General features: G+C 65.6%; 23 protein-coding genes and 1 pseudogene. 15 read left to right on the top strand and 9 right to left on the bottom strand.

What is annotated here, in order from left to right; all coding sequences use genetic code 11:
* Positions 1-12: 12 nt before the first annotated feature.
* Positions 13-912, bottom strand: a complete 900-nt coding sequence (locus tag M3I54_RS22205) for a LysR family transcriptional regulator (RefSeq protein ID WP_254339836.1) — start codon at positions 910-912, stop codon at positions 13-15.
* Positions 913-1,031: 119 nt separating this feature from the next.
* On the opposite strand from M3I54_RS22205, the gene M3I54_RS22200 reads away from it, so the two are divergent.
* Both M3I54_RS22200 and M3I54_RS22195 read left to right on the top strand, forming a co-directional pair.
* Entirely contained in the window at positions 1,032-2,495 is a 1,464-nt protein-coding gene (locus tag M3I54_RS22200; RefSeq protein WP_254339834.1) for a M20 family metallopeptidase, read from the top strand.
* Positions 2,496-2,521: 26 nt separating this feature from the next.
* Positions 2,522-3,802 carry an MFS transporter gene (locus M3I54_RS22195; RefSeq protein ID WP_254339831.1) on the top strand — a complete coding sequence of 427 codons (1,281 nt, stop codon included), beginning with the start codon at positions 2,522-2,524 and terminating at the stop codon, positions 3,800-3,802.
* Positions 3,803-3,886: 84 nt separating this feature from the next.
* Here M3I54_RS22195 and argE read toward each other — a convergent pair whose 3' ends face one another.
* Genes argE through M3I54_RS22175 form a run of 4 tightly spaced genes read right to left on the bottom strand, consistent with a single transcriptional unit; the run spans position 3,887 to position 7,499 of the window.
* Positions 3,887-5,047 (bottom strand): acetylornithine deacetylase, encoded by a 1,161-nt coding sequence (gene argE / locus M3I54_RS22190; RefSeq protein WP_254339829.1) that lies wholly within the window; start codon positions 5,045-5,047, stop codon positions 3,887-3,889.
* Entirely contained in the window at positions 5,040-5,717 is a 678-nt protein-coding gene (locus tag M3I54_RS22185) for a DUF1028 domain-containing protein (RefSeq protein ID WP_254339827.1), read from the bottom strand. Before M3I54_RS22185 ends, argE begins: the two co-directional genes overlap by 8 nt.
* Before the next feature lie 10 nt (positions 5,718-5,727).
* Complete coding sequence (locus M3I54_RS22180; RefSeq protein WP_254339826.1) at positions 5,728-6,159, bottom strand: RidA family protein; 432 nt, start codon at positions 6,157-6,159, stop codon at positions 5,728-5,730.
* A complete protein-coding gene (locus M3I54_RS22175) occupies positions 6,159-7,499 on the bottom strand; it encodes an NAD(P)/FAD-dependent oxidoreductase (RefSeq protein WP_254339824.1) in 1,341 nt (446 codons plus the stop codon). Before M3I54_RS22175 ends, M3I54_RS22180 begins: the two co-directional genes overlap by 1 nt.
* Positions 7,500-7,670: 171 nt before the next feature.
* Here M3I54_RS22175 and M3I54_RS22170 point away from each other — a divergent pair, with 171 nt between their 5' ends.
* Positions 7,671-8,597, top strand: coding sequence for a LysR family transcriptional regulator (locus M3I54_RS22170; protein WP_254339822.1), 927 nt, complete (start codon positions 7,671-7,673; stop codon positions 8,595-8,597).
* A 27-nt stretch (positions 8,598-8,624) separates the two neighbouring features.
* On the opposite strand, the gene M3I54_RS22165 is transcribed toward M3I54_RS22170, so the two are convergent.
* On the bottom strand, positions 8,625-10,034 hold the full coding sequence (locus M3I54_RS22165) for a cytosine permease (RefSeq protein ID WP_254339820.1): 1,410 nt from the start codon (positions 10,032-10,034) through the stop codon (positions 8,625-8,627).
* Between the two features lie 291 nt (positions 10,035-10,325).
* Between M3I54_RS22165 and M3I54_RS22160 the strand changes: the two genes are divergently transcribed.
* The 4 genes and pseudogenes from M3I54_RS22160 to M3I54_RS22145 form a co-directional block, all read left to right on the top strand.
* A complete protein-coding gene (locus M3I54_RS22160) occupies positions 10,326-10,649 on the top strand; it encodes a helix-turn-helix transcriptional regulator (protein ID WP_254339817.1) in 324 nt (107 codons plus the stop codon).
* A gap of 100 nt (positions 10,650-10,749) precedes the next feature.
* Complete coding sequence (locus tag M3I54_RS22155) at positions 10,750-11,811, top strand: alkene reductase (protein ID WP_254339814.1); 1,062 nt, start codon at positions 10,750-10,752, stop codon at positions 11,809-11,811.
* Positions 11,812-12,066: 255 nt separating this feature from the next.
* Positions 12,067-12,267 carry a DUF3562 domain-containing protein gene (locus tag M3I54_RS22150; RefSeq protein WP_254339812.1) on the top strand — a complete coding sequence of 67 codons (201 nt, stop codon included), beginning with the start codon at positions 12,067-12,069 and terminating at the stop codon, positions 12,265-12,267.
* A 264-nt stretch (positions 12,268-12,531) separates the two neighbouring features.
* Positions 12,532-12,762 (top strand): annotated as a pseudogene (locus tag M3I54_RS22145) (DUF2866 domain-containing protein); the annotation flags it as partial.
* Between the two features lie 192 nt (positions 12,763-12,954).
* On the opposite strand, the gene dapA reads toward M3I54_RS22145, so the two are convergent.
* Together dapA and M3I54_RS22135 are read right to left on the bottom strand one after the other, a co-directional pair.
* Positions 12,955-13,809: a 4-hydroxy-tetrahydrodipicolinate synthase gene (gene dapA / locus M3I54_RS22140; RefSeq protein WP_254339810.1), complete on the bottom strand. Its 855-nt coding sequence runs from the start codon at positions 13,807-13,809 to the stop codon at positions 12,955-12,957.
* 137 nt (positions 13,810-13,946) lie between these two features.
* The gene (locus M3I54_RS22135) at positions 13,947-14,273 is read right to left on the bottom strand and encodes a hypothetical protein (RefSeq protein ID WP_254339808.1); all 327 of its coding nucleotides are present in this window, start codon (positions 14,271-14,273) and stop codon (positions 13,947-13,949) included.
* Between M3I54_RS22135 and M3I54_RS22130 the strand changes: the two genes are divergently transcribed.
* Complete coding sequence (locus tag M3I54_RS22130) at positions 14,259-15,551, top strand: aspartate carbamoyltransferase (protein ID WP_254339800.1); 1,293 nt, start codon at positions 14,259-14,261, stop codon at positions 15,549-15,551. The genes M3I54_RS22135 and M3I54_RS22130 overlap by 15 nt on opposite strands.
* An 83-nt stretch (positions 15,552-15,634) precedes the next feature.
* Here M3I54_RS22130 and M3I54_RS22125 read toward each other — a convergent pair whose 3' ends face one another.
* Positions 15,635-16,705 (bottom strand): zinc-binding dehydrogenase, encoded by a 1,071-nt coding sequence (locus M3I54_RS22125; protein WP_254339798.1) that lies wholly within the window; start codon positions 16,703-16,705, stop codon positions 15,635-15,637.
* A 71-nt stretch (positions 16,706-16,776) separates the two neighbouring features.
* On the opposite strand from M3I54_RS22125, the gene M3I54_RS22120 reads away from it, so the two are divergent.
* The 7 genes from M3I54_RS22120 (at position 16,777) to M3I54_RS22090 (ending at position 24,914) form a co-directional block, all read left to right on the top strand.
* Positions 16,777-17,745 (top strand): LysR family transcriptional regulator, encoded by a 969-nt coding sequence (locus M3I54_RS22120; RefSeq protein WP_254339796.1) that lies wholly within the window; start codon positions 16,777-16,779, stop codon positions 17,743-17,745.
* A 164-nt stretch (positions 17,746-17,909) separates the two neighbouring features.
* The gene (locus tag M3I54_RS22115; protein ID WP_254339794.1) at positions 17,910-19,562 is read left to right on the top strand and encodes a cyclic nucleotide-binding domain-containing thioredoxin-disulfide reductase; all 1,653 of its coding nucleotides are present in this window, start codon (positions 17,910-17,912) and stop codon (positions 19,560-19,562) included.
* A 354-nt stretch (positions 19,563-19,916) separates the two neighbouring features.
* Positions 19,917-20,633 (top strand): (2Fe-2S)-binding protein, encoded by a 717-nt coding sequence (locus M3I54_RS22110; RefSeq protein ID WP_254339792.1) that lies wholly within the window; start codon positions 19,917-19,919, stop codon positions 20,631-20,633.
* Between the two features lie 16 nt (positions 20,634-20,649).
* Positions 20,650-21,666 (top strand): xanthine dehydrogenase family protein subunit M, encoded by a 1,017-nt coding sequence (locus M3I54_RS22105; RefSeq protein WP_254339791.1) that lies wholly within the window; start codon positions 20,650-20,652, stop codon positions 21,664-21,666.
* Positions 21,663-23,894: a xanthine dehydrogenase family protein molybdopterin-binding subunit gene (locus tag M3I54_RS22100; protein WP_254339789.1), complete on the top strand. Its 2,232-nt coding sequence runs from the start codon at positions 21,663-21,665 to the stop codon at positions 23,892-23,894. Before M3I54_RS22105 ends, M3I54_RS22100 begins: the two co-directional genes overlap by 4 nt.
* A gap of 161 nt (positions 23,895-24,055) precedes the next feature.
* Entirely contained in the window at positions 24,056-24,643 is a 588-nt protein-coding gene (locus M3I54_RS22095) for an NTP transferase domain-containing protein (RefSeq protein WP_254339787.1), read from the top strand.
* Positions 24,644-24,764: 121 nt separating this feature from the next.
* The gene (locus M3I54_RS22090; protein WP_176732810.1) at positions 24,765-24,914 is read left to right on the top strand and encodes a hypothetical protein; all 150 of its coding nucleotides are present in this window, start codon (positions 24,765-24,767) and stop codon (positions 24,912-24,914) included.
* The last annotated feature ends 139 nt before the right edge of the window (positions 24,915-25,053 follow it).

Here is a 25,053-nt window from a genome sequence, read left to right as displayed (position 1 = left end):
GGCGCCGGGTCATCACAACGCGCGTTCGATCGCGACGATCAGCGCCCTCAGCACCCCCTCGATGGGGCGTGAAAGCCGCCGGTCGCGCATCGTCATCACACACAGGTTGCGCTGGCTGAGCGTCGGTTCGTCGAAGCGCTTCGCCACCAGCGAAAGTTCGTCCGCGAGACCCGAGAGCGAGAGCCGGCTGCCGAGCGTGATCGCGCCCGCCAGCGCAGCGAACGCATGCAAGGCGCTCGAATTGTTGCTCGTGAGAATGGGCTCGAGCTTGACGCCGTAGCGCGCGCAGCATTCGTCGAATAGCTGGCGCGCCGTGTTGCCGCGCTCGAGCAGCGCGACGGGATAGTCGCGCAGGTCAGCGAGCGTGAGCGAGTCGCGTTGCGCCAGCGGATGCCCCGGATCGAGCAGCGCGCAGACCGGCGCTTGTGCGCTGTACTGCACGTAGACCTTCGCGGGGTCTCCGCTCGAAAACGCCAGCCCGAGGTCCGCCTCGCCCGTGGCCACCCACTGCTCGACCTGCGAAGGCGTGCCCGAGCGCAGATTGAAATGCACGTGCGGCGCGACGGCGTGATGCTGCGCGAGCACGTGAGGCAGGAACGAGCGCGTAAAGCCCTCCGTGCAGCCGATTCGCACGATGCCGTGCCCGAGCGCCTTGGCCGTGGCGATCTCGGCGAGCACCGCGTCGCCCTCCAGCAGCGCGCGCCGCGCATGCTCGGCCAGCCGCTCGCCCGATTCGGTCAGCACCATCCCACGCGGCATGCGCTCGAAGAGCGCCGTGCCCACGTCTTCCTCCAGCTTGCTGATCTGCCGGCTGATCGCCGAAACGGCGACGTGCAGGTTCTCCGAGGCCGCGGCCAGCGACCCCGTGCGCGCGACCTCGACGAAGTAGCGCAAGGCGATTCCATGAAGCATCGGCTTATCCGTTCGGTGGGCGGTCATTGCGTTGCCATTTCGGCAATGTTATCCGCAAATTTTGAAATTGTTGCGAATTTTTGACGTTCCTAGACTGCTTTCATTCCCCGCACCCAGGCATGAGAGGAGACCTTTTGAACGAGACCCGACAAACCGCCATCGACCGCGCCGTGCGCGTCTACGATTCCGGCGCGTTCTTCACCGACCTCCAGCGCCGCGTGGGCTTTCGCACCGAAAGCCAGAATCCGGAGCAGGCCCGCGCGCTCGTCGCCTATCTCGCCGACGAGGTGATGCCCTCCCTCACGCCGCTCGGCTTCACTTGCCGCGTGGTCGAGAATCCCTCGGGCAGGCGCGCGCCGTTTCTGATCGCCGAGCGCATCGAAGACCCGGCGCTTCCGGGCGTGCTGACTTACGGCCACGGCGACGTCGTGCGCGGCTACGACGAGCAGTGGCGCGAAGGTCTCGCGCCCTGGACCGTCACCGTGGAAGGCGACCGCTGGTATGGCCGAGGTACCGCCGACAACAAAGGCCAGCACTCCGTGAACTTCGCCGCGCTCGCCGCGGTGCTGGACGCGCGCGGCGGCAAGCTCGGCTACAACGTGAAGCTGATCTTCGAAACCGGCGAGGAAATCGGCTCGCCGGGCCTCGACGCCGTTTGTGCCGCCCATCGCGACGCGCTCGCGGCGGACGTGTTCATCGCCTCCGACGGCCCGCGCGTGCTGGCCGAACGCCCCACGCTCTTCCTCGGCTCGCGCGGCGGTGTGACGTTCGAACTGCTCGTCGATCTGCGCCATGGCGCGCACCACTCGGGCAACTGGGGCGGCGCGCTGCGCAATCCGGCCGTCGTGCTGTCGCATGCGATCGCGAGCCTCGTCGACCGGCGCGGCGCCATCGTCGTGGACGGGCTGCGTCCGCCGCCCGTGCCCGTGAGCGTGCGCGAGGCGCTTGCGGACATCGTGCTCGGCGGCGACGCCGACGCCCCCGCGATCGATCCCGACTGGGGCGAGCCCGGCCTCACGCCCACCGAGCGCGTGATCGCCTGGAACACACTCGAAGTGCTCGCGTTCAAGACCGGCAACCCCGATGCGCCGGTCAACGCGATCCCGCCCACAGCCAAGGCCACTTGCCAGCTGCGCTTCGTGGTGGGCACGGACGCCGCGCGCGTGGGCGAGCATCTCGAAGCGCACTTCGCGCGGCTTGGCTTTGACGACGTGCAGGTACGTGTCACGCAGACGTCCGCAGCGACGCGGCTCGACCCCGACGATGCCTGGGTGCACTGGGCGCTCGATTCGCTGCGCGCGTCGACAGGAAAGAAGCCGGCGCTGTTGCCGAACCTCGGCGGCACGGTGCCGAACGATGTCTTCGCGTACACGCTCGGGCTGCCGACGCTCTGGGTCCCGCACTCGTATCCGGCCTGCGCGCAGCACGCGCCGAACGAACACCTGCTCGGCTCCGTCGCACGCGAGGCGCTCGCCGTAATGGCCGGACTCTGGTGGGACCTCGGCGACGATGCCGCGCGTCTCGCCGCGACCCGCGCATCGGCGAAAGCGCACGCGACGCAACCCACCGACGCCCTCGCCTGACGACCAAGATAAAGGTGCCTGCCGCCATGTCCGCAAAACAACCCGTGAGCCTTGCGAGGCTCGTCATCGCCACGTCCGCCGGCAACGCGCTCGAATGGTTCGACATCGCCATTTATGGGTTCTTCGCGGTGTACATCGGCAAGCATTTCTTTCCGGCGGTCAACGAATCCGTTTCGATGCTGCTCACGTTCGGCACCTTTGGCGCGTCGTATCTCGTGCGGCCGCTCGGCGGCGCGGTGCTCGGCGCCTATGCCGACCGCAGCGGACGCAAGGCCGCGCTGATGCTCTCGGTCAGCCTCATGATGGTCGGCACAGCGATCATCGCGCTGATTCCCGACTACGCGACGATAGGTCTCGGCGCGCCGCTCGCGGTGTTCGCCGCGCGGCTCATCCAGGGCTTTTCGGCGGGCGGCGAGTTCGGTGCGTCCACGGCCATGCTGATCGAGCATGCGCCGCACCGGCGCGGTTTTTTCGCGAGCTGGCAATTCGCCACGCAAGGGCTCGCCACACTGCTCGCGGCCTCGTTCGGCTATGGTCTCGCCCGCCTCATGGCGCCTGCCGACCTCGCGGCCTGGGGCTGGCGTCTGCCGTTTTTCTTTGGATTACTGATTGGTCCCGTGGGTCTCTATTTGCGCCGCTTCATTGAAGACGCCGAGGACTTCAAGCGCACCGCGCGCACCGAAACGCCCGTGCGTGAAGTGCTGGGCCAGCAAAAGCGGCTCGTGCTCACGGCGATCGGCCTGATGACCGTCTCGACGGCGGTCAACTATCTGCTGCAATACATTCCCACGTTCGCGATCCGCCAGCTGCATCTGCCAGCGGCAACCGGCTTCGCGGCGACAATGGCGGGCGGCGTGATTCTCACCGTCGTCACGCCGTTCGCGGGGCATCTGTCCGACCGCATCGGGCGGCGCACGCAGATGATCTGCGTGGCGCTCCTCTTTCTCGCGAGCGCCTACCCCGGCTTCGCCTGGGCGACCAGCCATGCGAGTGCCGTGCCGCTCTTCGTGCTTATTGCGTGGCTCGCGCTCCTGAAGTCGATCTACTTCGGCGCCCTGCCCGCGCTCATGGCCGAAATCTTCCCGGCCGCGACGCGCGCCACTGGCATGTCGATCGGCTACAACATCGGCGTGACCGTATTCGGCGGCTTCACCCCGGCCATCGTCACGTGGATGCTGAGCGCCACCGGCGACAAGAGCGCGCCGAGTTACTGGCTGATTGCGACCGCCATGATCAGTTTGTCCGCGCTGGCGTATGTAAGCCGCGTGCGCGTCGCGGCCACGGTTGCTCAGCGAGCGACGGCATAGATTGAACGCAGCCAGTGTGTCGCCAAGGAAACGGCAACGGGATCAGGCCGAGCCGAATGCATCGGCCCTGAGCCGCGGAACGCGCTACGCGGCTTCGAGCTGCGCGGCAAGCCGCGTCAGCATCGCATCGCAGCGGCCGAGTTGATCGACGCTCACGAACTCGTCTGGCTTGTGACCTTGCTCCATGCTGCCGGGCCCGCACACGACCGTGGGAATGCCCGCGCGCGTGAACAATCCGCCCTCGGTGCCGAACGCAACCGTGCCGAAGTCGCTCGGCTCGCTGATAGCGGCGAGGAGCCGCGCCGCTTCGCTATCAGGCGGCGTCGCAAGGCCTGGATAAGCGTTCAAGGGCTCGAAGTCGATGGCAGTCGCGGCTTGTACCTTGCGCATTTTCGGCAACAATTCCGTCTGCGCATACGACTCGATCCGGTCTGCAACCGATTGCGCCTCGAAGCCCGGTACCGAGCGCACTTCGAAGTCGAACTCACATTCCGCGGGCACGATGTTCAGCGCGCGCCCGCCCGTGATGACGCCCGTTTGCACGGTCGAGTACGGCGGATCGAAGCGTTCGTCGTGATGTTCAGGCTGGGCGAGTTCCTCGCCGATGCTTTCCAGCCTGTTAATGAGCCGCGCCGCGTATTGAATGGCGTTCACGCCATACGGCGCGTACGCCGAGTGACACGCCGCGCCCTTCACCCGGCAGCGCATGGCGAGCTTCCCCTTGTGGCCGAGCACGGGCTTCATTTCCGTCGGCTCGCCGATAATGCATAGACGCGGCTTATGTGTGCGCTTTTCGAGTTCTGCGAGCATCGGGCGCACACCGAGGCAGCCCACTTCTTCGTCGTATGAAAACGCAATATGGACCGGCACGTCCAGCTTGCGCTCGACGAACCTGGGCGCCGCCGCGAGCACGCACGCCAGAAAGCCCTTCATGTCCGCCGTGCCGCGCCCGTAAAGCCGTCCATTTTTTTCCGTGAGACGGAACGGGTCGACCGTCCACGCCTGCCCCGCGACGGGCACGACGTCCGTATGTCCCGACAGCACGACGCCGCCCTTGTCGCGCGGTCCGATGGTCGCAAAGAGACTGGCTTTCGTGCGCTCGGCGTTGTGAAACAGCTCACTGTCGACACCAAGATCCGCGAGATAGCGCTGCACGAACGCGATCAGTTCGAGATTCGATTCACGGCTGACGGTCTCGAAACCGATCAGGCGTTCGAGCAGTGCGCGGCTGGAACGTTCACTCATCGCCTGGCACTCCATAGCTCGGCGCTGCGGTCGGATCCAGCGCGCGCGTGACGTAATCCTGCATTTGCGGAAGATACGCTCGCCATAGCTGCGCAAGCTGACCGATGGGTTCGTCGTTGGCCCAATCGACTCGCAAATCCACGATCGGCCAGACCTGCCGGTCAATGACCTTCAGCGCGGCCGAGTGGACCGGGCCTGCTTCGCCGCCCGCCTCGACCGCGGCGTGCATCGCGGCCAGCAGACGCTCGGCGAGCAGTCCTTGCGTGCGCTCGAACGCTCGCACCATTGCGTCGACGACGTTCGTCGCGGCAAGCATGTTGCCGGCTGCGACGCACTGATCGCCGGCCACCGCGTGATGCAACCCGAGCGCGTTATCGCCTGTGAAGAACGCGGTGCGGCCCTGAGCATCGATCACCGTGACTTGCCGATACGCTTCGAACGCGTCGGTATCGCGCGCCTGCTTCAACGCGACAGGTGGCGCAAGCGCCTGCTGTTCCATGAGATCGAGAATTCGCGGGCCCAGCGCGGGCAGCGTGACATTCTGCGTCGCAACCGCGCCGACGCCTGCCCGCACCCAGGGGCAACGCGCGCCCACTGCAATACTCGACGAACTGATGGCAATACCCAGCTGTCCGGTCTCCCGGCAACGTCCGATGATCGAGAATGTCATGCGCCGCTCCTTATGCCTCGCCAGACGTCCAGTTATCGGGAATCACCGCGATGACGTCGATTTCCATCAGCCATTGTGATTGGCCGAGCGCGCTCACACACAAACCGGTCGAGATCGGATACACGCCTTTGAGCCACTTGCCGACTGCCTGATAGACCGGCTCGCGATAACGTGGATCGATGATGTACGTCGTCGTCTTGACGATGTGCGACAGGTCGCTGCCCGCTTCTTCGAGCAACTGTTTGACGTTCTTCATCGCCTGCTCGGCTTGCGCGCGCGGATCGCCGAGACCGATCAGCTTGCCGTCGAAGTCGGTGCCGACCTGACCGCGCACGTAGACCGTGTTGCCGGCGCGGACGGCCTGACACAGGTCGTTGTCGAGCGTCTGGTTCGGATAGGTATCCTTAGTGTTGAACATGCGGATGCGGGTATGGGTAGGCATCAATTCACTCCGATTTCGTTGAGGGTGCTTGCGTGCGATTCGTCGCGCGCGGTATGCGTGGCGTCTGCCAGGCGTTCGCGTTGTGCCGCGTCGCGATAGTCGAGGTACTTGCGCTGCGTGCCGATGTGGTCGGCGATGTGCTTCGCGTCGTGCCACACGCCCCAGATGAACGACGACCCTCGCCGCGACAGCCACGGCAGACCGAGAAAATAAACGCCCGGTTCCTTCGAAACACCGCGCTGATGCTTCGGCTTGCCTTGCTCGTCGAAGGCGTCGACTTGCAGCCAGCTGTAATCGACGGCATAGCCCGTCGCCCAGATGATCGTCGCCACGCCGGCCTGCGCGAGATCCAGTTCACGCAGCGGATGCGTGACGCACTCGGGATTGGCCGGAATGAAGCGTGCTTCGGGATCTTTCGGCAGGTCGATGCCGTTGCGCTCGACATAGGCATCGGCGGCGTCGAGCAGCGACATCAGGTTGTCGTCGCCACGCTTGAGATTGACCGCCAGATCCTGCTCGAACGTGACAATACCGTTGTTGAACGATTTCGTGACGCCGACAAGCGTCATGCCTTCATGCGCAAGCCGGCGAAAATCGATGGTCTGGCCGCCATACGCGCCGCTCACGGCGATCGTCACGTGCTCGCGTCCGGGGCCCGCCACCTCCTTGTCCCATTCGCCAAGCACGCCGAGCCACCAGCAGAAGTCGCGGTTGCGGTAAGCGCGTGGCGGGCGATCGTGCGGCCCGACCGACAGATACACCGTGCGGCCCGCGCGACGCAGCTCGTCGGCGATCTGCGTGCCCGACGAACCCGCGCCGACGACCAGCACCGCGCCGTCGGGCAACTGGGCCGGATTGCGATAGTCGGCCGAGTGCATCTGGGTGAGACGCGGGTCCTTTGGCGCGATGCCAGGAATCACAGGACGCTGAAACGGCCCCGTCGCCACGACAACGCGATTCGCCTCGAACGTGCCGTTGCTCGACTGAACGGTGAAACCCGGGCGCCCTTGAAGGCGTTCGACACGCGTCACTTCCACGCCCGTGCGGATAGGCGCGTTGAACTTCTTTGCATACGCGACGAAATAGTCGGCGACCTGTTCCTTGCCCGCGAACGCATCGGGATCCAGTCCGTCGAATGCCATGCCGGGAAAGCGGTCGTGCCAGGCAGGACCGTTGGCGACCAGCGAATCCCAGCGGCCCGTCCGCCAGCGCTCCGCGATGCGATCGCGTTCGAGCACGAGATGCGGCACGCCCGACTTGCTGAGATGCTCGCTCATTGCCACGCCCGCCTGACCGGCGCCGATAACCAGTGTGTCGATGGATACTTTTTCAGCCTTCATGGCTGTTCTCCTTCAAATTACGAATAACGTCCTGCTCGTCGAAACAAACTGTACGCGCGACACAGGATAGGAAAAACTATTAAAATAAAATCCCTTGCATCGGATTTGCCTATGCAGCCAGGCGCTGACTATCGGCCTCCCAGGTTGCTCCTTCGAGAGAGATTCCTTGAGATGGACGGAGTATCGATTCGCTATTCTTTGCGCCAGTTGCGCTATTTCATCGCGACGGCGGAAACCCTTTCATTCACCGCTGCGGCGAAGCGGCTGCACATCTCGCAGCCTTCGATCTCGACCGCGCTGGCCGAGCTGGAGGCATCGTTCGGTGTGCAATTGTTCATCCGTCATCACGCAAGCGGGCTTTCACTCACGCAACCGGGCCGCGATCTGCTCGTGCATGCGCGCAGCCTCCTGAAAAGCGCCGAGGAACTACAACTCACGGCGCAAGAGCTCGATGGCGGCGTATCCGGCACCGTCTCGCTCGGCTGTCTCGCTTCGCTTGCGCCGCCGCTCATGCCGTCGCTCATCAGCGCGTTCCTGCGCGAATATTCGGCGATCACATTCATCACCCGGGAAGCACATCAGGATGGCCTGCTGAGCGGGCTCGGCGACGGCTCGCTGGATATTGCGCTCACCTATAGCCTCGACATCGCGGAAGGCATCGCCTTCGTACCCGTCGTCTCGCTACCGCCTTACGTGATCCTCCCGAAAAACCACCGGCTCGCACGCGCAGCGAAGGTCTCGCTAAAAGATCTGCTGCCTGAGCCTTATGTGATGCTCGACCTTCCGCACAGCCGCGAATATTTCTCGACGCTTTTCGACGCAGCAGGCAGCCGGCCTGTCGCCGCGTTCCGCTCAGCGCAGCCCGAGGTCGTGCGCGGCATGGTGGCGAACGGCCTGGGCTACAGCATTCTCAACTTTCCGCTTCAGTCGTGCCGCACCGTCGATGGCGAGGAGTTTGTCGTCAAGCGCTTCAAGGAGGCGGTTCCCGCGACGACGCTCGGCATTGCGACGTCGAGCACCGTGCGGCAACGCGAAGTGGTGAAGCGCTTCGCCGCGTTCTGCGAAAGCTATATCCGGCGGTTGCGCTTCAAGCATTGACGAGGCGACGGCGACGATCCGGGCAATTCACTGCACCTGCGCCGACGGCTGATTGAGCCGGCGGCGGTACGCTGTGTCGCGCGTGGCCAGCCACAGGTAAAGCGGCGTCGTGACGATGATGCCCACGAGCCAGGACAGATCTGCGCCGTCCAGATGCGCCGAGAAGGAACCCACATACATCGGCGTGTTCATGAACGGAATCTGCACCAGAATCCCGACCGCATAGGCAATCAACGCTTGCGGATTGAAACGGCCGTAAATGCCGCCATCCACACGGAAGATCGACTGGACATCGTATTGGCCTTTGTGAATCACATAGAAGTCGATCAGATTGATCGCCGTCCACGGCACGAGCACCACGAGCAGCGCGAGCACGAGATCGACGAAATGCCCGACGAAGTCCTTCGACGCACCGACCGCCGCAAAGCAGCACGCGGTCAGGATAATGATCGAAAGCACGGCGCGCGACTTCGCGGTCGGAATCCAGCGATACGCGAACGTCTGTAGCGACGTGATGACCGAAAGGACGGCTCCGTACAGATTCAGCGCGTTGTGGCTAATTACGCTCAGCAAAAACAGCACGAGCATGAACGGGCCGATAGCACCGGTCGATGCCTTGACGGCGTCCATCGTGTCGGCGCCGGCCGGAACCGCGAGTACGGCCACCGCGCCGAACACGAACGCAAGCGTCGAACCGAGCACGCAACCCAGGTACGTCGCCCAGAAGGTCGAGGCGACGCCCGCATTCTTCGGAAGGTAGCGCGAATAGTCGGAGACGTAAGGCGCGAACGCGATCTGCCACAGCGCCGAGAGCGACACCGTCGCGAGCCAGCCGGCTAAGTTGAAGCCACCGCGCGTGAGGAAGTCCGTCGATTGCACGTGCGTGACGATATAGCCGAAACCCACGGCGATCCCGATGCCGAGCACCCATGTGCCAATGCGGTTCAGCACGTGTATGAAGCGATATCCGATGATGCCGATCAGCCCCGAACCCAACGCGCCGATCACGATGCCGGCGGGCACCGGAATCGACGATTCGACGCCGTGCAGCGACTTGCCTGCCAGCACGATATTCGACGCGAAGAAACCGACATACATGATGCCGGCGATGACCGTGACGAGCAGCGCGCCCCGTGAGCCAAACTGCGCGCGGCTCTGGATCATTTGCGGAATGCCCATTTGCGGGCCTTGTGCGGAATGCAGCGCCATGAGAATGCCGCCCACCGCCTGGCCGACGATGATCGCGATAATGCCCCACATGAGATTGAGGTGATAGATCTGCACGCCGAGCGCGCCGGTCACAATCGGCAGCGGCGCGATGTTGCCGCCGAACCAAAGCGTGAAGAGATCGCGGACGTTGCCGTGGCGCTCGTTCTCAGGCACGTAACCGATCGTGTGCTTCTCGATCAGGGGAACCGCGTTGCGGTTGTCTGCCATAACAGTCTCCATTTTCTCGCCGGCGTGATTTTGAAAACGACACACGTGGCGAAGGTGCAAAGCAGGTGTAGGGCCAGGGCGAATCAACCGCCCCACTCAAAACATTGAGCGAATTAACTGACGCCAAATTTCGACTGCCAAGCATTGTTTCCCGATGATCTGCATAGGGTGTAACTATGCAAAAGCGGGGAGGGAAAAGGAGATGTGTGCCGACAACCCTATTGAAATGAGTGTCATCGCCCATATCGTATAATTCCGATATATGATTCGGACAGTTACGATGCAGCCGCGATGAAGAAACCCCCTACTACCCCAGCGCTAGACGTCGACGCGATCTGCAAGGCGCTCTCCAATCCCGTGCGCCGCGAGATTCTTGCGTGCCTGCGCGAGCCGCAGGTGCACTTCGGCGACCAGGCGCTGCCGCTCGAAAACGGCGTTTGCGCGGGCAAGATCGACGCGCATTGCGAGCTTTCGCAATCCACGGTGTCCGCGCATCTGGCCGTGTTGCAGAAGGCCGGACTCGTCACGTCCAAACGCGTGGGGCAGTGGGTGTTTTTCAATCGCAACGAGCCGGTCATCGAGGCGTTTATCGCCCATATGAACGCGCAGTTGTGATGCCTCAGCAACGAAACATCCGCTGAGTGCGCATCGTCTGTTTCGATTCCCGTATCGCTTTTCAGCCCGCGGGCCGTGCCCGCAGACAAGGTGACCCTACATGGCAACGCTTTTCGACCCCATCCAGATCGGCGACCTCACGCTGCCGAACCGCATCATCATGGCTCCGCTCACGCGTCAACGCGCGGGTGAAGTGCGCGTGCCCAACGAACTCATGGCGAAGTACTACGCCGAGCGCGCAACGGCCGGCCTCATCATCAGCGAGGCGACCTCGGTGACGCCGCAAGGCGTCGGCTATGCCGAAACGCCGGGCATCTGGTCGCAAGAACAGGTGGAAGGCTGGAAGACCGTGACCGCAGCCGTGCATGCCGCGGGCGGCCGCATTTTCATGCAACTGTGGCACGTGGGCCGTGTGTCCGACCCCGTGTTCCTGAACGGCGACCTGCCGGTGGCGCCCAGCGCCATTGCGCCGCAAGGCAATGTGAGCCTCGTGCGTCCGCAACGCGGCTTCGTCACGCCGCGCGCGCTCGAAACCGAAGAGATCGCCGGCGTGATCGCCGCGTTCCGCCAGGGCGCAATCAACGCGAAGGCGGCCGGTTTCGACGGCGTGGAAATCCACGGCGCGAACGGCTATCTGCTCGACCAGTTCCTGCAGGACAGCACCAACCAACGCACGGACGCCTATGGCGGTTCGATCGAGAATCGCGCGCGCCTGTTGCTCGAAGTCACCGACGCGTGTATCGATGTGTGGGGCGCGAATCGCGTGGGCATGCATATCGCACCGCGCGGCGACGCTCACACGATGGGCGATTCGAATCCGGCAGCAACGTTCGGGTATGTGGCGCGCGAGCTCGGCAAGCGCAAAATCGCCTTCCTCTTCGCGCGCGAATCGCTTGGCGACAACCGCCTCGGGCCGCAGCTGAAAGCCGATTTCGGCGGTCCGTTCATCGCGAACGAAAAGTTCTCGCTGGAATCGGCACAGGACGTGCTCGCGGCAGGCGAAGCCGACGCGGTCGCGTGGGGTCAGCTCTTCATCGCGAACCCCGATCTGCCGCGCCGTTTCGAATTGAACGCGCCGCTCAACGCGCCGAATCCGTCGACGTATTACGCGCGCGGCGAAACGGGCTACACGGACTACCCGCCGCTCGAAAGCGCGGCGTAAGACATGCGTGCGGCCCCTCGCCGCATGCCACCAGGCGGCCACGGCGCAGGCATTCTGTCTCGCCGTGGCCGTTTTTCGCTGGAAGTCCTGAAAATACGGGGCTCGCGCGAGCGGGCGTTAAAACTCAAACAGATCACGCTTGCGACGCGCGTGCGGCGATTTTGCTCGATAGGCGGATTCAATTGGTATCCCGCGCCCGGATATCCTTGAATACAAAGCCGCCTACCAACCCTCCTCGCTGACCGGAGCCAAGTCATGCCGAAGACCGTCGATGCTTCCGAGATCGTCCATACCATCGCCGAAGAAACTAACACGCCGGAGGAAACGGTCGCGCGCATCTACGCCGACACGCTCAATGAATATCGAGCGCAAGCGCGCGTCCAGGACTATCTGCCGCTTTTCGCCGCGCGCAAGACACGTGCGACGCTGCGGCAAAATGGCACGAAGCCGCACTGATCACCGCCTGTCAGCTTGTCTTTGCGCCGGCCACACGGAGGCCGGCCGCCCCACCCCGCCGCGTTTTTCTGGGCGGTGCGCGCCCGCATAGGGCTCGCGCCGCCGCATGCATTGGCCCACTCGGGCACACCCGGGCACGCATCGCCCAACTTCCTCTCTTAAGGTTGGTTTAATTCTTTGCTGCAACCATAGGGTCAACCCCTGTTGAGCCGCCGGAAGATCGGCGGCGTTTTTTTGTGCGGCAAGCCTAGGAGGAGCGAGGTCATGGTTGAAGACGATGTGCTGGTGCACCTGCAGTCCCTGCTGCGCGACGGGGCCGCTTCGACGGTCGAGTCGTGCCGGGTCTCCACGCCGCTCCAGCATCCGTGGGGCCGCGCCTACCGGCTCGTCGAATGGACGACGCCGCTCGATGACAGCGCCCGCCGCCAGGTCGTGCCCGCCGAAAGCACGGCGCTCGACATCGCCCGCCTCGTCGCGTACCACGTGCCCGGCCGCCGCATTCTGCTAAACGGCGAACCCGCCGCGGTCGAACGCCCTCGCACGCGCCGCCGTCGCGCGTCCAGCGCCGCGAACGCACGCGCGGCGCGCTAGACGCGCCGCTTTCGGGCGGCGCATATTCGGCGGCACACGCCGCACTTCCTCACCCAGCGTCTCATCCCGCCACGCCCGCTTCCCGCAGGGGCAGCGTCAAACCACGAGGCGCGCCAGCGACGCCTCCAGTTCACCGCTCACACGCGTCATTGGCGCGCGCAGTTCATTGCGGATGAGCCCGCACGCAGCCAGCCCCGCCTTCACCGGTCCCGGATTCGGCTCCGCGAACGCCGCGCGCACGAGCGGCACGAGCGTGTGCCAGATCGCGCGCGCATCGGCGAGACGCCCTTCCTCCAAGGCGCGCGCCATCCCCACGAAACGCTCCGGCCGCCAATGCGCCGACGCCGCAATCGCCCCGCTCGCACCCGCGCACATCGCGCCGAACATATCGATATCCTCGCCGCAGAGCACCTGCAAACGGCCGTCGAGAATCAGCGCAAGCGTCTTCTCGAGCGAGCCGCCGCAGTCCTTCACCGCGACGATGCGCTCGTGCGCGGCGAGTTCGAGCAGGCTCGGCAACTCGATGCGCACGCCCGTGCGCGCGGGGATGTCGTAGACGATCAGGGGCTTGCGGCTCGCATCGGCGAGCGCCGTGAAATGGCCGATCACACCCGCCTGCGCAGGGCGGATGTAGTAAGGCGCGGCCGCCAGCACGCCGGCGATGGGCCGCTCGTTGAGCGCCGCGATCCGCTCGCAGACGGCCGCCGTGTGATTGCCGCTCACGCCCGCCACGACCGGCAGGCCGCCCGCCGACGCCAGCACGGTGGCGAGTACGGCGTCCGCTTCCTCGTCGCTCAGCGCGGCGGGCTCGCCGGTCGTGCCGAGCGCGACGAAGCCGGCCACGCCGGCCTCGACGTAATGGCGCACGAGCGCGTCGAGCGCAGCATGATCGACTGCACCGGCGTTGAACGGCGTAATGAGCGGAATCCAGATACCCGAAAACTCAGACATGACTTTCCCTTGAACTCGACCGTATGGAAGGTCCGTTCAGCGGTGCGCAGGAGGGAAGCAAGCCGGGAGTGAGGCGGAAGGCAGGGCGCCTTCGACTGGCTGTTCCGTCGCACATCTGACGGAACAGCAGACTCCGGTCAGATGAGCGGCTGTTTTTTGGCTTTGGCTTTCACCCACACCGAAGCGACCTGCGCGAGCGGCGACACCGCGCGCGTGGCGGCGGTGACATTCTGCAGATCGTGGCGGAGCGGGTTACGTAGCATGTCGCGCAGTGTAAACGAGATCGCGCACTTACGGGCGCGCGCCAGCAGGCGGCGTGCTGCGCGCGGTACGCGCTCACCCGTGCGGAAGGGCCTCTCGAGTGCACGTCCGACAAAAGAACTTGACTTCTCGCGCCGCCGAACTAATATACGCACCGCGTACATTAACCAGAAATCATGGGTGCCAGCATGAGCGTTCCGCAACAAGCCTTCCTTCGTGACGCCATGCGGCGTCTGAACATGACCCGCGACGCATTTGCGAGCCGCATCGGCGTGTCGCGTCGTGCGCTCGACACATGGCTGCTGCCCGAGGAGTCGCAGGAATCGCGCGCCATGCCGGAGATCGTCGAGCGCTTCGTTTCGGAAATCGTCGGCAACGGCGAGCCGCGCGAAGTCTATACGCAAAGCGTAGATTCGCGTTCGCTCGCCAGCCAGATGCAGTTCGAGGGCAAGCCGCAACTGCTGTCCGTCGACCAGTTTTCGCGTGAGTCCGTCGAAGCCCTGTTCCGCGTGGCCGACATCATGCAGCCCGTCGCGCGCCGCCGGAAAATCTCGCGCGTGCTCGAAGGCGCGGTGCTCGGCAACCTGTTCTTCGAAGCCAGCACGCGCACGCGCGTGAGCTTCGGCGCCGCGTTCTGCCGCCTGGGCGGTTCCGTGTGCGACACGACCGGCTTCACGTTCTCCTCGATGGCCAAGGGCGAATCGATCTACGACACGAGCCGCGTGATGGCCGGCTACGTGGATGCGATGGTGATTCGGCATCCTGATCAAGGCTCGGTGGCCGAATTCGCGCGCGCCGTGAACATCCCCGTGATCAACGGCGGCGACGGTCCCGGCGAGCACCCGAGCCAGGCGCTGCTCGACCTCTACACGATCCAGCGCGAGTTCTCGCGCCTCGGCAAGATCGTCGACGGCGCGCATATCGCGCTCGTGGGCGACCTCAAGTACGGCCGCACGGTGCACTCGCTCGTCAAGCTGCTCGCGCTGTATCGCGGCATCAAGTTCACGCTCATTTCGCCGCCGCAGCTCGAAATGCCGGCGTACATCGTCGACAAGATCTCGACCAACGGCCACGTGGTCGAGCAGACGCACGACCTGCGCGCAGGCCTGCGCGGCGCGGATGTGGTGTACGCCACGCGCATCCAGAAGGAGCGCTTCGCCGACGAGTCGTTCGAAGGCTACACGCCCGAATTCCAGATCAACCAGGCGCTGATGGACGAGTGCTGCAGCGCTGAAACGCTCGTGATGCACCCGCTGCCGCGCGACAGCCGCCCGGGCGCCAACGATCTCTCGACCGATCTGAACCACGACCCGCGCCTCGCGATCTTCCGCCAGACCGATAATGGCATTCCGGTGCGCATGGCGATTTTCGCGGTGCTGCTGGGCGTGGAAAATCTCGTGCAGCACTCGATGCGTGACGCGGTGTGGCGTGCGCCCGCGTACCTCGGCCCGGACGACGCCGTGTTCCACGGCATCGACTGAGCCTCGTTGCGCTCACAACGTAATCGGCCCGCAAGCGTCAGTCGCGCTTGCGGGCCGATTTGTTTATGGAGTGCTCAAACGCCTTACGACGTGCAAACCGTCACGCAGGTCAGCCCTTGCGCCTTTTCCGCCGCGTCGATCGCGGTCTCCAGCGCATCGAACGCATGACGCTGAACTTCGATCGCGTCGAGCGGCAGTTGCCCGGACCGCACGAGCGCGATCAGCGCACGGTAGTCCGCACCGCTGTACATGAAGTGGCCCATCAGCTCCCAGTTGTTGAGCAGCATCTCCCCGTACTTGATTGGCAACTCCACCTCCATGCTGCCCATCAGCATCATGCGGCCGTTGCGGCGCAGGCTGCGCAGCGCGGCAAGCGTAGCGCCCGGGTCGGTGGCGTGGCCCACCATGTCGAAGGCGAGATCGGCGCCGCCTTCCGCGGCCGCGCGGATCGCCTCCACGTCGCGCGCCATCTCGCCGCTGAGCGCGACGGTGACCACGCGAGCGCCACCGAGCTTCGCGAGCGGCGCCAGCGCCGCCGCGCGCCGCCCGAGCGCCACCACACGGCCGGCGCCGAGTGCGAGCGCATCGAGTACGGCCGCCGAGCCGAACGCGCCAGCGGCACCGTTCACCACCACGGTTTCGCCTGCCGCGAGCCGGCCGCGCCGCAGGCCGCCGAACGGCACCACGAGCTTGCCGAGCGCCGCGAGCTGCGCCGAGGGCAGGTGATCGAGGCCATCGAGCGGGAACACCGTCGAGGCCGGAAACTCGACGGCCTCGCGCAGCGTGCCGTGCGGAAAATCGCCGAGCATGGGCGCGCTGTCCGGGCTGATCGCCGTAAGCCCGAGCAGCGCCTGGGCGGGCTCGCGCAGCGCCTCGTCGGCGATCCAGTAGGGGCTCAGCGCCACGCGCTGGCCTACGCGATAGCCATACACACCTTCGCCGACCGCAAGCACCCGGCCTATGCCGTTGGTCCCCGGTGAAAACGGCCCCTGCGGGTAGCCGTAGGGCAGCTTGCCTTGCACATACTGGCGCGTATAGCTCAACAGCGGCACGGCCTCCACGCCCACCAGCAACGCGCCGCGGCGCGGTTCGGGTTGCGGCACGTCGCGCAGCGCGAGCGGGTGGCCGGGTTGATCGAGCATCCAGGCTTTCATGGCTTCTCCTGATGGAAAGGGCTTTCACGGTTCATCTGACGGATTGAACTCTAGGCGAGCGACACGTATTCTTGAAATCAATCGCCGACATTCCACCTATCACCGTGATTGATCTCTCTGGCATCGACCTGAATCTGCTCGTGTCGCTGGACGCCTTGCTCGCCGAGTCGAACGTGACGCGCGCCGCCGCGCGCCTGAATCTCACGCAGCCGGCCGTTTCGGCGCAGCTCGCGCGGCTGCGCCAGCTCTTCGACGACCCGCTGCTCATTCCCGCCGCCAATGGCCGCGGCATGACGCCCACGGCACGCGCGCTCGAACTGATGGCGCCGCTGCATGCGGCGCTCCGGACGCTCGAAACGGTGGTGCGCCGCGAGCCCGCCTTCGATCCGCTCACGGGCACGCGGCGCTTTGTGGTCGCCGCGAGCGACCAGTGCGTGGCCGTGCTCGGCCTGCCTCTGATGATCGAGTGGCCGCGTCTGGCCGGGCCTGGGCTGCAGCTGGCGTTCATCGCGATTGAATCCGGTTCGCTCGCGGAGCGCTTCGAGCGCGGCGAAATCGATTTGCTGCTCGGCTCCGCGCAGCAGGTGCCGCCAACGCTCAAGGCCAGGAAGCTCTACGACGAACGCTTCGTCGTGGCGCAACGCAAAGGGCACCCGCGCGGCGCGGCCACGTTCGACCTGGACAGCTATTGCGCGCTCGAGCACGTGCTCGTTTCGACCAGCGGCGCGAGCTTCTTCGGCTTCATGGACGAACATCTGGAAGCGCTAGGCCGACGCCGCCGCGTGGCGCACTCAGTGCAGCACTTCACGCTCGTGCCCGAGGTGCTCGCGCGCACGGACTACGTGGCGACGCTGCCTTACCGGCTCATCGCACGCTACCAGGACTGCGTGGACCTGTTCGAGCTGCCGTTCGAGGCACGCGGCTTTTCGATGCATGCGGCATGGCATCCGCGCAATCATGCGGATCCGGCGCTCGTGTGGCTACGCGAGGCCGTGGCTGCGCTAAGCACAGGTAGCATGGTTAGCGATCCTCTCGAATGATGGCCACACCCAATTCATCAGTCGATTGATTCGGCGAATGTCTGCCTGCGCGCCGCCTATACTGCATGAGATGTCAAAAAAGCGGCCACGCCGCAACACGAAAGCACGTTCCCGCGCCGCTGTCCCGTTCGTCGTTTCCTGCTTTCCCGCTACGTTGCGAAGCCATGCTCACCCCAGACGAAATCCGCGCGGTCCCGCTTTTCTCCACGCTCCCCGACGCCGAACTCGAACGTCTCGCCCAAACCTCCGCGGACCTGCACCTGAGCCCCGGTGAGTACGCCGTGCACGAAGGCGGCGAGCGCGCACTCTACGCCGTGCTGTCCGGCAAGATGGAGGTCGTCAAGCTGTTCGACGGCATCGAGCGCACGCTTGGATGGCGCTTGCCCGGCACGATCTTCGGCGAGGTGCCGCTCGCGCTCAGCTCGCCGTTTCCCGGCGCATACCGCGCAGCCATTCCTTCGCGCGTCATGCGCGTGGACGCACAACACTACTACGCGCTCGCCGCCGCCTCGTCCGACGTTGCCACGCGTATGGGCGCGCTCGCCCGCGAGCGCATAGGCGGCTTGCAGGGCCTTTCCGCGGAGCCGCCGAAAACACGTGTCACGCTCGTTGGCGCGCGCTGGGACCCGACCTGCGCGAACCTGCGCCAGTTTCTCGCGCGCAACCAGATCAGCTGCGATTGGATGACGCCCGACGCGCCCGAACTCAAAACACGCTGGAACGGCCCCTGCCCCGAGGAACAGCACTGCCCCGCCTTGCGCCTCGCCGATGGCACCCTGCTGAGCCGCCCCGCGACGCGCGACCTGGCGGAGCGCCTGGGGCTGCAAACCCAGCCGCGTCTCGCGGAATACGACACGCTGATCATCGGCGGCGGGCCGGCCGGCCTTGCAGCTGCTGTCTATGGCGCGTCAGAAGGACTCCGTACCATTGTGGTCGAGCGTGAAGCACCGGGTGGCCAGGCCGGCACCTCTTCCCGCATCGAAAATTATCTGGGCTTTCCAGGCGGCATTTCCGGCGACGAACTGGCGAGCCGCGCGTTGCAGCAGGCACGACGACTCGGCGCGGAGATCCTCGTCACGCGCGCTGTTGCGCGCGTCGATACCGCCGCGCGCGAAGTCCATCTCGACGGCGGCGACGTGGTGCGCGCGCACACGCTCATTCTCGCGACGGGCGTCACCTGGCGGCGTCTTGCGATCGAAGGCTTCGACCGCTTCATCGGCAAAGGCATCTATTACGGTGCGGCGCGCAGCGAGGCAAGCGGCACGCACGGACTCGACGTATATCTGATCGGCGGCGGCAATTCTTCGGGGCAGGCGGCGCTGTACTTCGCGAATCATGCGCGCGCCGTGACGCTCATCGTGCGCGGCGAATCGCTCGAGAACAAGATGTCGCGCTATCTCGTCGAGCAGTTGGGGGGGAAAACGAACGTCCGCATTGAACTGAATTCGGAAGTGGTCGGCGTGTACGGCGAGACGCATCTCGACGCCATCGACGTGCTCAATACGGTCAGCGAAAACGTGAGCCGCCGCGAATGCGGTGGCCTGTTCGTGTTCATTGGCGCAGACGCGGAGACGGGCTGGCTGCCGCCGGAGATCGCCTGCGACAAACGCGGTTACGTGCTGACCGGCAACGATGCCGTGAAAGCCGGGTGCTGGTCGCACAGGCGCGATCCTTATCTGCTCGAATCGAGCGTACCTGGCATCTTTGCCTGCGGCGACGTGCGGCTGAGCCCGGTCAAGCGCGTGGCCTCGGCCGTTGGCGAAGGCAGCATGGCGATCGCCTTCGTGCATCGTTACCTTCAGGAAGACCGCGCGTAGTATCGCGCCAAACAGCTCGCCGCGCGATCTTTCAATCCGCTTTTTCCTCCTGCAGCATTGCGTTTCTGTCCACTGCGCCAGCTTCGCGCCGGGCTGGCGTCAGGCATGCGACAGTGTTGCGCCATCAAGCACTATGCAGCGAAAAATTCACGCGTAAGCGCTTTACTTTCGTGTTCGAGAAGTGCAATTTGCAGTTCTGCAATGCCTGGCCGAGCCCCCGCGGCATCGGAATTGCTTCACGAAAGAGGCGCCCCGCTGCGCGACGAAGCCCTGCGTAACTACGCGCGGCCAGCGCTTGAAGTCCCGGTTTACGTTCTTTACGTTCCGTCTTCATCCTGGAGTCCGCTGATCGCCATGTCCAACGAACGTCCCCTCGATGCGCCGTGCGATTGCGACGACGCCTCCCAAGCTTCCCCCTCGCGCCCGCCCGCCGACGTCACGCGCCGCCGCTTCCTGCAATCGGCCGCCGCCGCTGCCGCGTTGAGCGCGACGCCTCATCTGCATGCGCAGAATGCGCCGCCAGCCGCCGCCCCAACTGAGGCGCCGCCGCCCGCACCTGCGCAACCGGTCAGGCTCGACATCAACGGCCGCGAATACGCGCTGCATATCGAACCGCGCGTCACGCTGCTCGATGCGCTGCGCGACTATGCGGGCCTCACCGGCACGAAGAAGGGCTGCGATCGCGGGCAGTGCGGCGCATGCACAGTGCTCGTCGAAGGACGGCGCATCAATAGTTGCCTCACGCTCGCGGTGATGCACGAAGGGCAGCGCATCACCACGGTCGAAGGGCTCGCCAGCGCGGCCACGTTGAGTCCTGTGCAGCGTGCCTTTATCGAGCACGACGCCTTCCAGTGCGGCTTCTGTACGCCGGGCCAGTTGTGTTCGGCAACGGCATGCCTGAGCGAATTCGCAGCAGGCGCAGCGAGCGCCGCCACGCCCGACGTGCGCACACGCCCCGCGCAACTGAGCGATGCCGAAATACGCGAGCGCATGAGCGGCAACATCTGCCGCTGCGGCGCCTATGTCAACATCGTGGCCGCCGTGCGCGACGCGCACACGGCCAGCGTCTGAGTACGGAGGCACAGCAATGGATGCCATCTCCTACCAGCGCGCGGCCGACGTAAACGGCGCGATTGCCGCTGCGCAGCGTCCCGGTGCGATGTTCATCGGCGGCGGCACGAATCTGCTCGATCTCATGAAAGGCGGCGTCGCGCATCCGGTGACGCTCATCGACATCACGCGCATCGAGGCGCTCGATCAAGTCGAAACGCTGCCCAACGGCGGCCTGCGCATCGGCGCACTCGTGCGCAACAGCGACGCGGCCAATCACGCACTCGTACGCACGCGTTACCCGCTGCTCTCGCAGGCGCTGCTCGCTGGCGCTTCGCCGCAACTTCGCAACATGGCGACCGTGGGCGGCAATCTCATGCAACGCACACGCTGCCCGTACTTTTACGACACCGCGTTCACTCAATGCAACAAGCGCGCGCCAGGCAGCGGCTGTGCGGCGATTGACGGCTTCAACCGCATGCATGCGATCCTCGGTGCAAGCGCACAATGCGTGGCCGTCAATCCGTCCGATATGAGCGTCGCGCTCGCGGCCCTCGACGCCACCGTGCAGGTGAGCGGGCCGCGCGGCGCACGCTCGATTCCGTTCGCGTCATTTCATCGCCTGCCCGGCGACCGGCCCGATCTCGACACGACACTTCAGTCAGGTGAACTGATCACCTCGGTCGACTTGCCGCCACCGTTGTTCAGCGAGCACGCGCACTACCTCAAGGTGCGCGACCGCGCGAGCTATGCATTCGCGCTCGTCTCCGTAGCGAGCGCGTTGCAACTCGACGGCCACCGCATCCGCACGGCGCGCATCGCGCTGGGCGGCGTTGCGCATCGGCCCTGGCGCGCGAGCGTGGCAGAGCAGCATCTCGCGGGAAAAACGCTCGACGAGTCGACGCTACGCGAGGCCGCTGCGGCGGAACTCGCGCAGGCAAAGCCGCTGAGTGGCAATGCGTTCAAGGTCGGGCTCGCGCAACGCGCGATCGTCCGCTCGACCATGCTCGCCGCCGCCGGCACGCAAGGTAAAAGCACCGGAGATTTCGCATGAGCGCGCTGACCGGACAACCGATGGACCGCATCGACGGCATGCTCAAGGTCACGGGCGGCGCGCTCTACGCGAGCGATTTCCCCGAAACGCGACTCGCCCATGCCGTGCTCGTCACCAGCACGATTGCGAGCGGCACCATCACCTCGATCGACACGAACCGCGTGCAGTCGATGCCCGGCGTGCTGCTGGTCATGACGTACCAGACCGCGATGCGGCTGCCCAACGGCGGGCGCTCGCCGCTCAAACCGCCGGCGGGGCGGCACCTCACGCTGCTGCAGGACAACGTCGTGCGCTACAACAACGAGCCGGTTGCGGTCGTGGTGGCCGATACGCTGGAACACGCCACGGATGCCGCGCGTCACATCAACATCGCCTACGCGCCGACGCAAGCCACACTGGACTTCAACCGTGCGAAAGGCGACGCGCACGCGCCGCCAAGCCCGATGGGCCGCCCGGTCGAATCGACGCGCGGCAACGTCGAAGCCGGGTTGCACGAAGGCGCGGTGCGATTCGAGGCCGTCTACACGACGCCCACGCAGTTCCACAACCCGATGGAACCGCATGCGACGATGGCGCGCTGGGACGGCCCGGACCTCACGCTCTACGACGCCACCCAAGGCGTGAGCGGCGCGCGCAACGCGGTGGCGGCCGTGTTCGGCATCGCGCCGGACAACGTGCGCGTGATCTCGCCGTTTCTCGGCGGCGGCTTCGGCTGCAAGGGGTCGTCGTGGTCGCATGTGAGCCTGTGCGCGATGGCCGCGAAGCAGACGGGACGCCCCGTGCGACTCGCGCTCGCGCGTCCGCAGATGTTCGGGCCGGTCGGCTCGCGCCCGCACACGGAGCAGCATCTCTCGCTCGCCGCACGCGCGGACGGCACGCTCACGGGCCTGCGCCACGACACGCTCGCCCACACGTCCACGTTCGAAGACTGGCTCGAGATGTGCGGCCTCGTCACGCGCATGATGTATGCGGTGCCCAATTGCAGCACGAGCCATCGTGTCGTACCCCTGAATGTCGGCACACCGACTTTCATGCGCGCGCCCGGTGAAACCACGGGCTCGTTCGCGCTCGAATCGGCCATGGACGAGCTGGCGTGGCAACTGAAGATGGACCCGGTTGCGCTGCGCCTGAAGAACTACGCAGAAAGCGAGCCGCAGGACGGCAAGCCGTGGTCGTCGAAGGCGCTGCGCCAATGTTATGAGGCGGCCGCGCAACGCTTCAACTGGTCGCGGCGCATCGCCACGCCGCGCGCCATGCGCAACGGCAACACGCTCATCGGCCTTGGCATGGCGAGCACGACCTATCCCGCGAATCGCAGCGAAGCCGCCGCCGTGGCGCGCATCCTGCCCGACGGCAACGCGATGGTCGCGTCAGGCACTCAGGAGATCGGCACCGGCACCTACACAGTCATGACCCAGGTGGCCGCCGACGCGCTCGGCTTCCCGCCCGATCGCATCCGCTTCGCGCTGGGCGATTCGACCCTGCCGAGCGCGCCGGTTTCGGGCGGCTCGCAGTCGGCGGCGAGTGTCTCGCCCGCCGTGCAGGCCGCGTGCACAGCCGTGCGCGACAAGCTCATCGCGCTCGCGCGCGCCGATCGCGGCTCGCCCGTCTACGGACTCGCCGCCGACGACGTGACCGTGCAGGACGGCTGGGTCGTGAGCCGCAGCGACAGCTCGCGCCGCGATCCGGCCGCCGCCGTCATCGCACGCGCGGGCGGCCAGCCGGTCGAGGCGCAGGTCGCGACGAAGCCTGGCGCGGAGAAGCAACAGTATGCGTTTCACTCATTCGGCGCGGTGTTCGCCGAAGTGCACGTCGATGCCGATACCGGAACGATACGGGTAGCGCACATCGTCGGCGCGTACGACGTGGGACGCGTGCTCAACGAAAAAACGGCGCGCAGCCAGTTGATGGGCGGCATGGTGTGGGGCGTGGGTACAGCCCTGCACGAAGAGGGCCTCTTCGACACGCGCATGGGCCGCATTGCGAACAACAATCTCGCCGAATATCACGTGCCCGTGAATGCAGACATCGGCGAGCTGGACGTGCTGTTTGTCGGCGAGCCGGATCTGCACTTCAATCCGCTTGGCGTGCGCGGCATCGGCGAGATCGGCATTACCGGCGTGCCGGCGGCCATTGCGAACGCCGTTTATCACGCCACTGGCGTGCGAGTGCGCGATTTGCCGATCACGCTCGACAAAGTCGTTCCGCAGATGAATTCGCTTGCATGATCGGCACTGTGCGGCCTGCAATGCAGGGCCTGCACCCGCATAGTGCATGAGCGATCGGTAAATGCAGGAGAAAGCCAGGCAAATGCCGCGCGCGGGGCTTGCCTCATGCGCGCTTGCGCCGCACAATCAGTGCTCACCCTCTTCGCGGGCGTTCCACACCCATGGCCTATGCTTCGTTCGCCACCGGCGTGTTGCTCGCCGCCGGCACCGGTTCGCGCTTCGACCCCAACGGACTGCGCAACAAGCTCCTCGCTCCACTTCCAGAAGGCACGTGCGTCGCGCGCGAGTCCGCGCAACGGCTGTTGCGCGTCGTACCCAAAGTGATCGCCGTGGTACGTCCCGGGGCGGAAACGCTCGCGCATGTGCTCAACGACGCGGGCTGCGACGTGGTGTTCGCGCCCGACGCCGCGCGCGGCATGGGCGCGAGCCTCGCTGCCGGCGTGGAAACCGATCATGAAGCGGAAAGCTGGATCGTCGCGCTCGCCGACATGCCCTGCATCGCCGTCGAATCGATCGAAGCCGTGGCGCGCGCGCTGGACGGCGGGGCACCGCTCGTCGCGCCGTTCTATCGTGGGCAGCGCGGGCATCCGGTGGGCTTCGGCTACCCGCATCGCGCGGCGCTCGTCGCGCTCGATGGCGACGCGGGCGCACGCGCCCTGCTGAGTACGCACCCGCTTACGCGCATCGAAGTCGACGACCCCGGCATTCTGCGCGACGTCGACACGCCGGCCGACCTCAACGGGCTTTGATTCCCCCGCACCTACGTGCCGCGATTGTTCAATTGCGAGTGCCAGACATGCAATCGATCGCCTAGGCTATAAGCTGACGCGCACCACACGTCCACACGCTTTAGCGCAAGAGGACCTCGCGATGATCTGTTCGCACACGAATCCGCTTCCCGATCCACTCGCCGATCCGACGCGGGACCCCGAACGCGACCCGCTCACCCCGCCGGCACCGGGCCATCACAAAGACGAACCGCAGCAGCCCGAGGGGCCGCCGGACAAGGACCCCGTGTGATCGCACGCCCGGTCGCAACGGCCGGGCATCGTGTCTCACGGCCGTAGCGGCGCTCGCGACGACGGTTCGCACGCGCCGCGGCCGTTCCTGCGCGCTCCGCACTTCTTCCGCCCCCAAATCCCCGCCTTTCGCAAAGCTT

This window comes from Paraburkholderia sp. CNPSo 3274, from assembly GCF_024206475.1.
In the GTDB taxonomy this organism is placed as follows: domain Bacteria; phylum Pseudomonadota; class Gammaproteobacteria; order Burkholderiales; family Burkholderiaceae; genus Paraburkholderia.
This window is presented reverse-complemented; position numbering and strand designations above follow the sequence as displayed.

Coding starts and splice junctions, on each gene's coding strand:
- M3I54_RS22185 (WP_254339827.1), bottom strand. CDS start 5,717: ATGACATTCTCGATCATCGGACGTTGCCGGGAGACCGGACAGCTGGGT.
- M3I54_RS22100 (WP_254339789.1), top strand. CDS start 21,663: ATGAGCGCGCTGACCGGACAACCGATGGACCGCATCGACGGCATGCTC.
- M3I54_RS22160 (WP_254339817.1), top strand. CDS start 10,326: ATGAAGAAACCCCCTACTACCCCAGCGCTAGACGTCGACGCGATCTGC.
- M3I54_RS22150 (WP_254339812.1), top strand. CDS start 12,067: ATGCCGAAGACCGTCGATGCTTCCGAGATCGTCCATACCATCGCCGAA.
- M3I54_RS22170 (WP_254339822.1), top strand. CDS start 7,671: ATGGACGGAGTATCGATTCGCTATTCTTTGCGCCAGTTGCGCTATTTC.
- M3I54_RS22105 (WP_254339791.1), top strand. CDS start 20,650: ATGGATGCCATCTCCTACCAGCGCGCGGCCGACGTAAACGGCGCGATT.
- M3I54_RS22175 (WP_254339824.1), bottom strand. CDS start 7,499: ATGAAGGCTGAAAAAGTATCCATCGACACACTGGTTATCGGCGCCGGT.
- M3I54_RS22090 (WP_176732810.1), top strand. CDS start 24,765: ATGATCTGTTCGCACACGAATCCGCTTCCCGATCCACTCGCCGATCCG.
- M3I54_RS22180 (WP_254339826.1), bottom strand. CDS start 6,159: ATGCCTACCCATACCCGCATCCGCATGTTCAACACTAAGGATACCTAT.
- M3I54_RS22115 (WP_254339794.1), top strand. CDS start 17,910: ATGCTCACCCCAGACGAAATCCGCGCGGTCCCGCTTTTCTCCACGCTC.
- M3I54_RS22130 (WP_254339800.1), top strand. CDS start 14,259: ATGAGCGTTCCGCAACAAGCCTTCCTTCGTGACGCCATGCGGCGTCTG.
- M3I54_RS22195 (WP_254339831.1), top strand. CDS start 2,522: ATGTCCGCAAAACAACCCGTGAGCCTTGCGAGGCTCGTCATCGCCACG.
- M3I54_RS22155 (WP_254339814.1), top strand. CDS start 10,750: ATGGCAACGCTTTTCGACCCCATCCAGATCGGCGACCTCACGCTGCCG.
- M3I54_RS22165 (WP_254339820.1), bottom strand. CDS start 10,034: ATGGCAGACAACCGCAACGCGGTTCCCCTGATCGAGAAGCACACGATC.
- dapA (WP_254339810.1), bottom strand. CDS start 13,809: ATGTCTGAGTTTTCGGGTATCTGGATTCCGCTCATTACGCCGTTCAAC.
- M3I54_RS22200 (WP_254339834.1), top strand. CDS start 1,032: ATGAGAGGAGACCTTTTGAACGAGACCCGACAAACCGCCATCGACCGC.
- M3I54_RS22095 (WP_254339787.1), top strand. CDS start 24,056: ATGGCCTATGCTTCGTTCGCCACCGGCGTGTTGCTCGCCGCCGGCACC.
- M3I54_RS22205 (WP_254339836.1), bottom strand. CDS start 912: ATGCTTCATGGAATCGCCTTGCGCTACTTCGTCGAGGTCGCGCGCACG.
- argE (WP_254339829.1), bottom strand. CDS start 5,047: ATGAGTGAACGTTCCAGCCGCGCACTGCTCGAACGCCTGATCGGTTTC.
- M3I54_RS22110 (WP_254339792.1), top strand. CDS start 19,917: ATGTCCAACGAACGTCCCCTCGATGCGCCGTGCGATTGCGACGACGCC.
- M3I54_RS22125 (WP_254339798.1), bottom strand. CDS start 16,705: ATGAAAGCCTGGATGCTCGATCAACCCGGCCACCCGCTCGCGCTGCGC.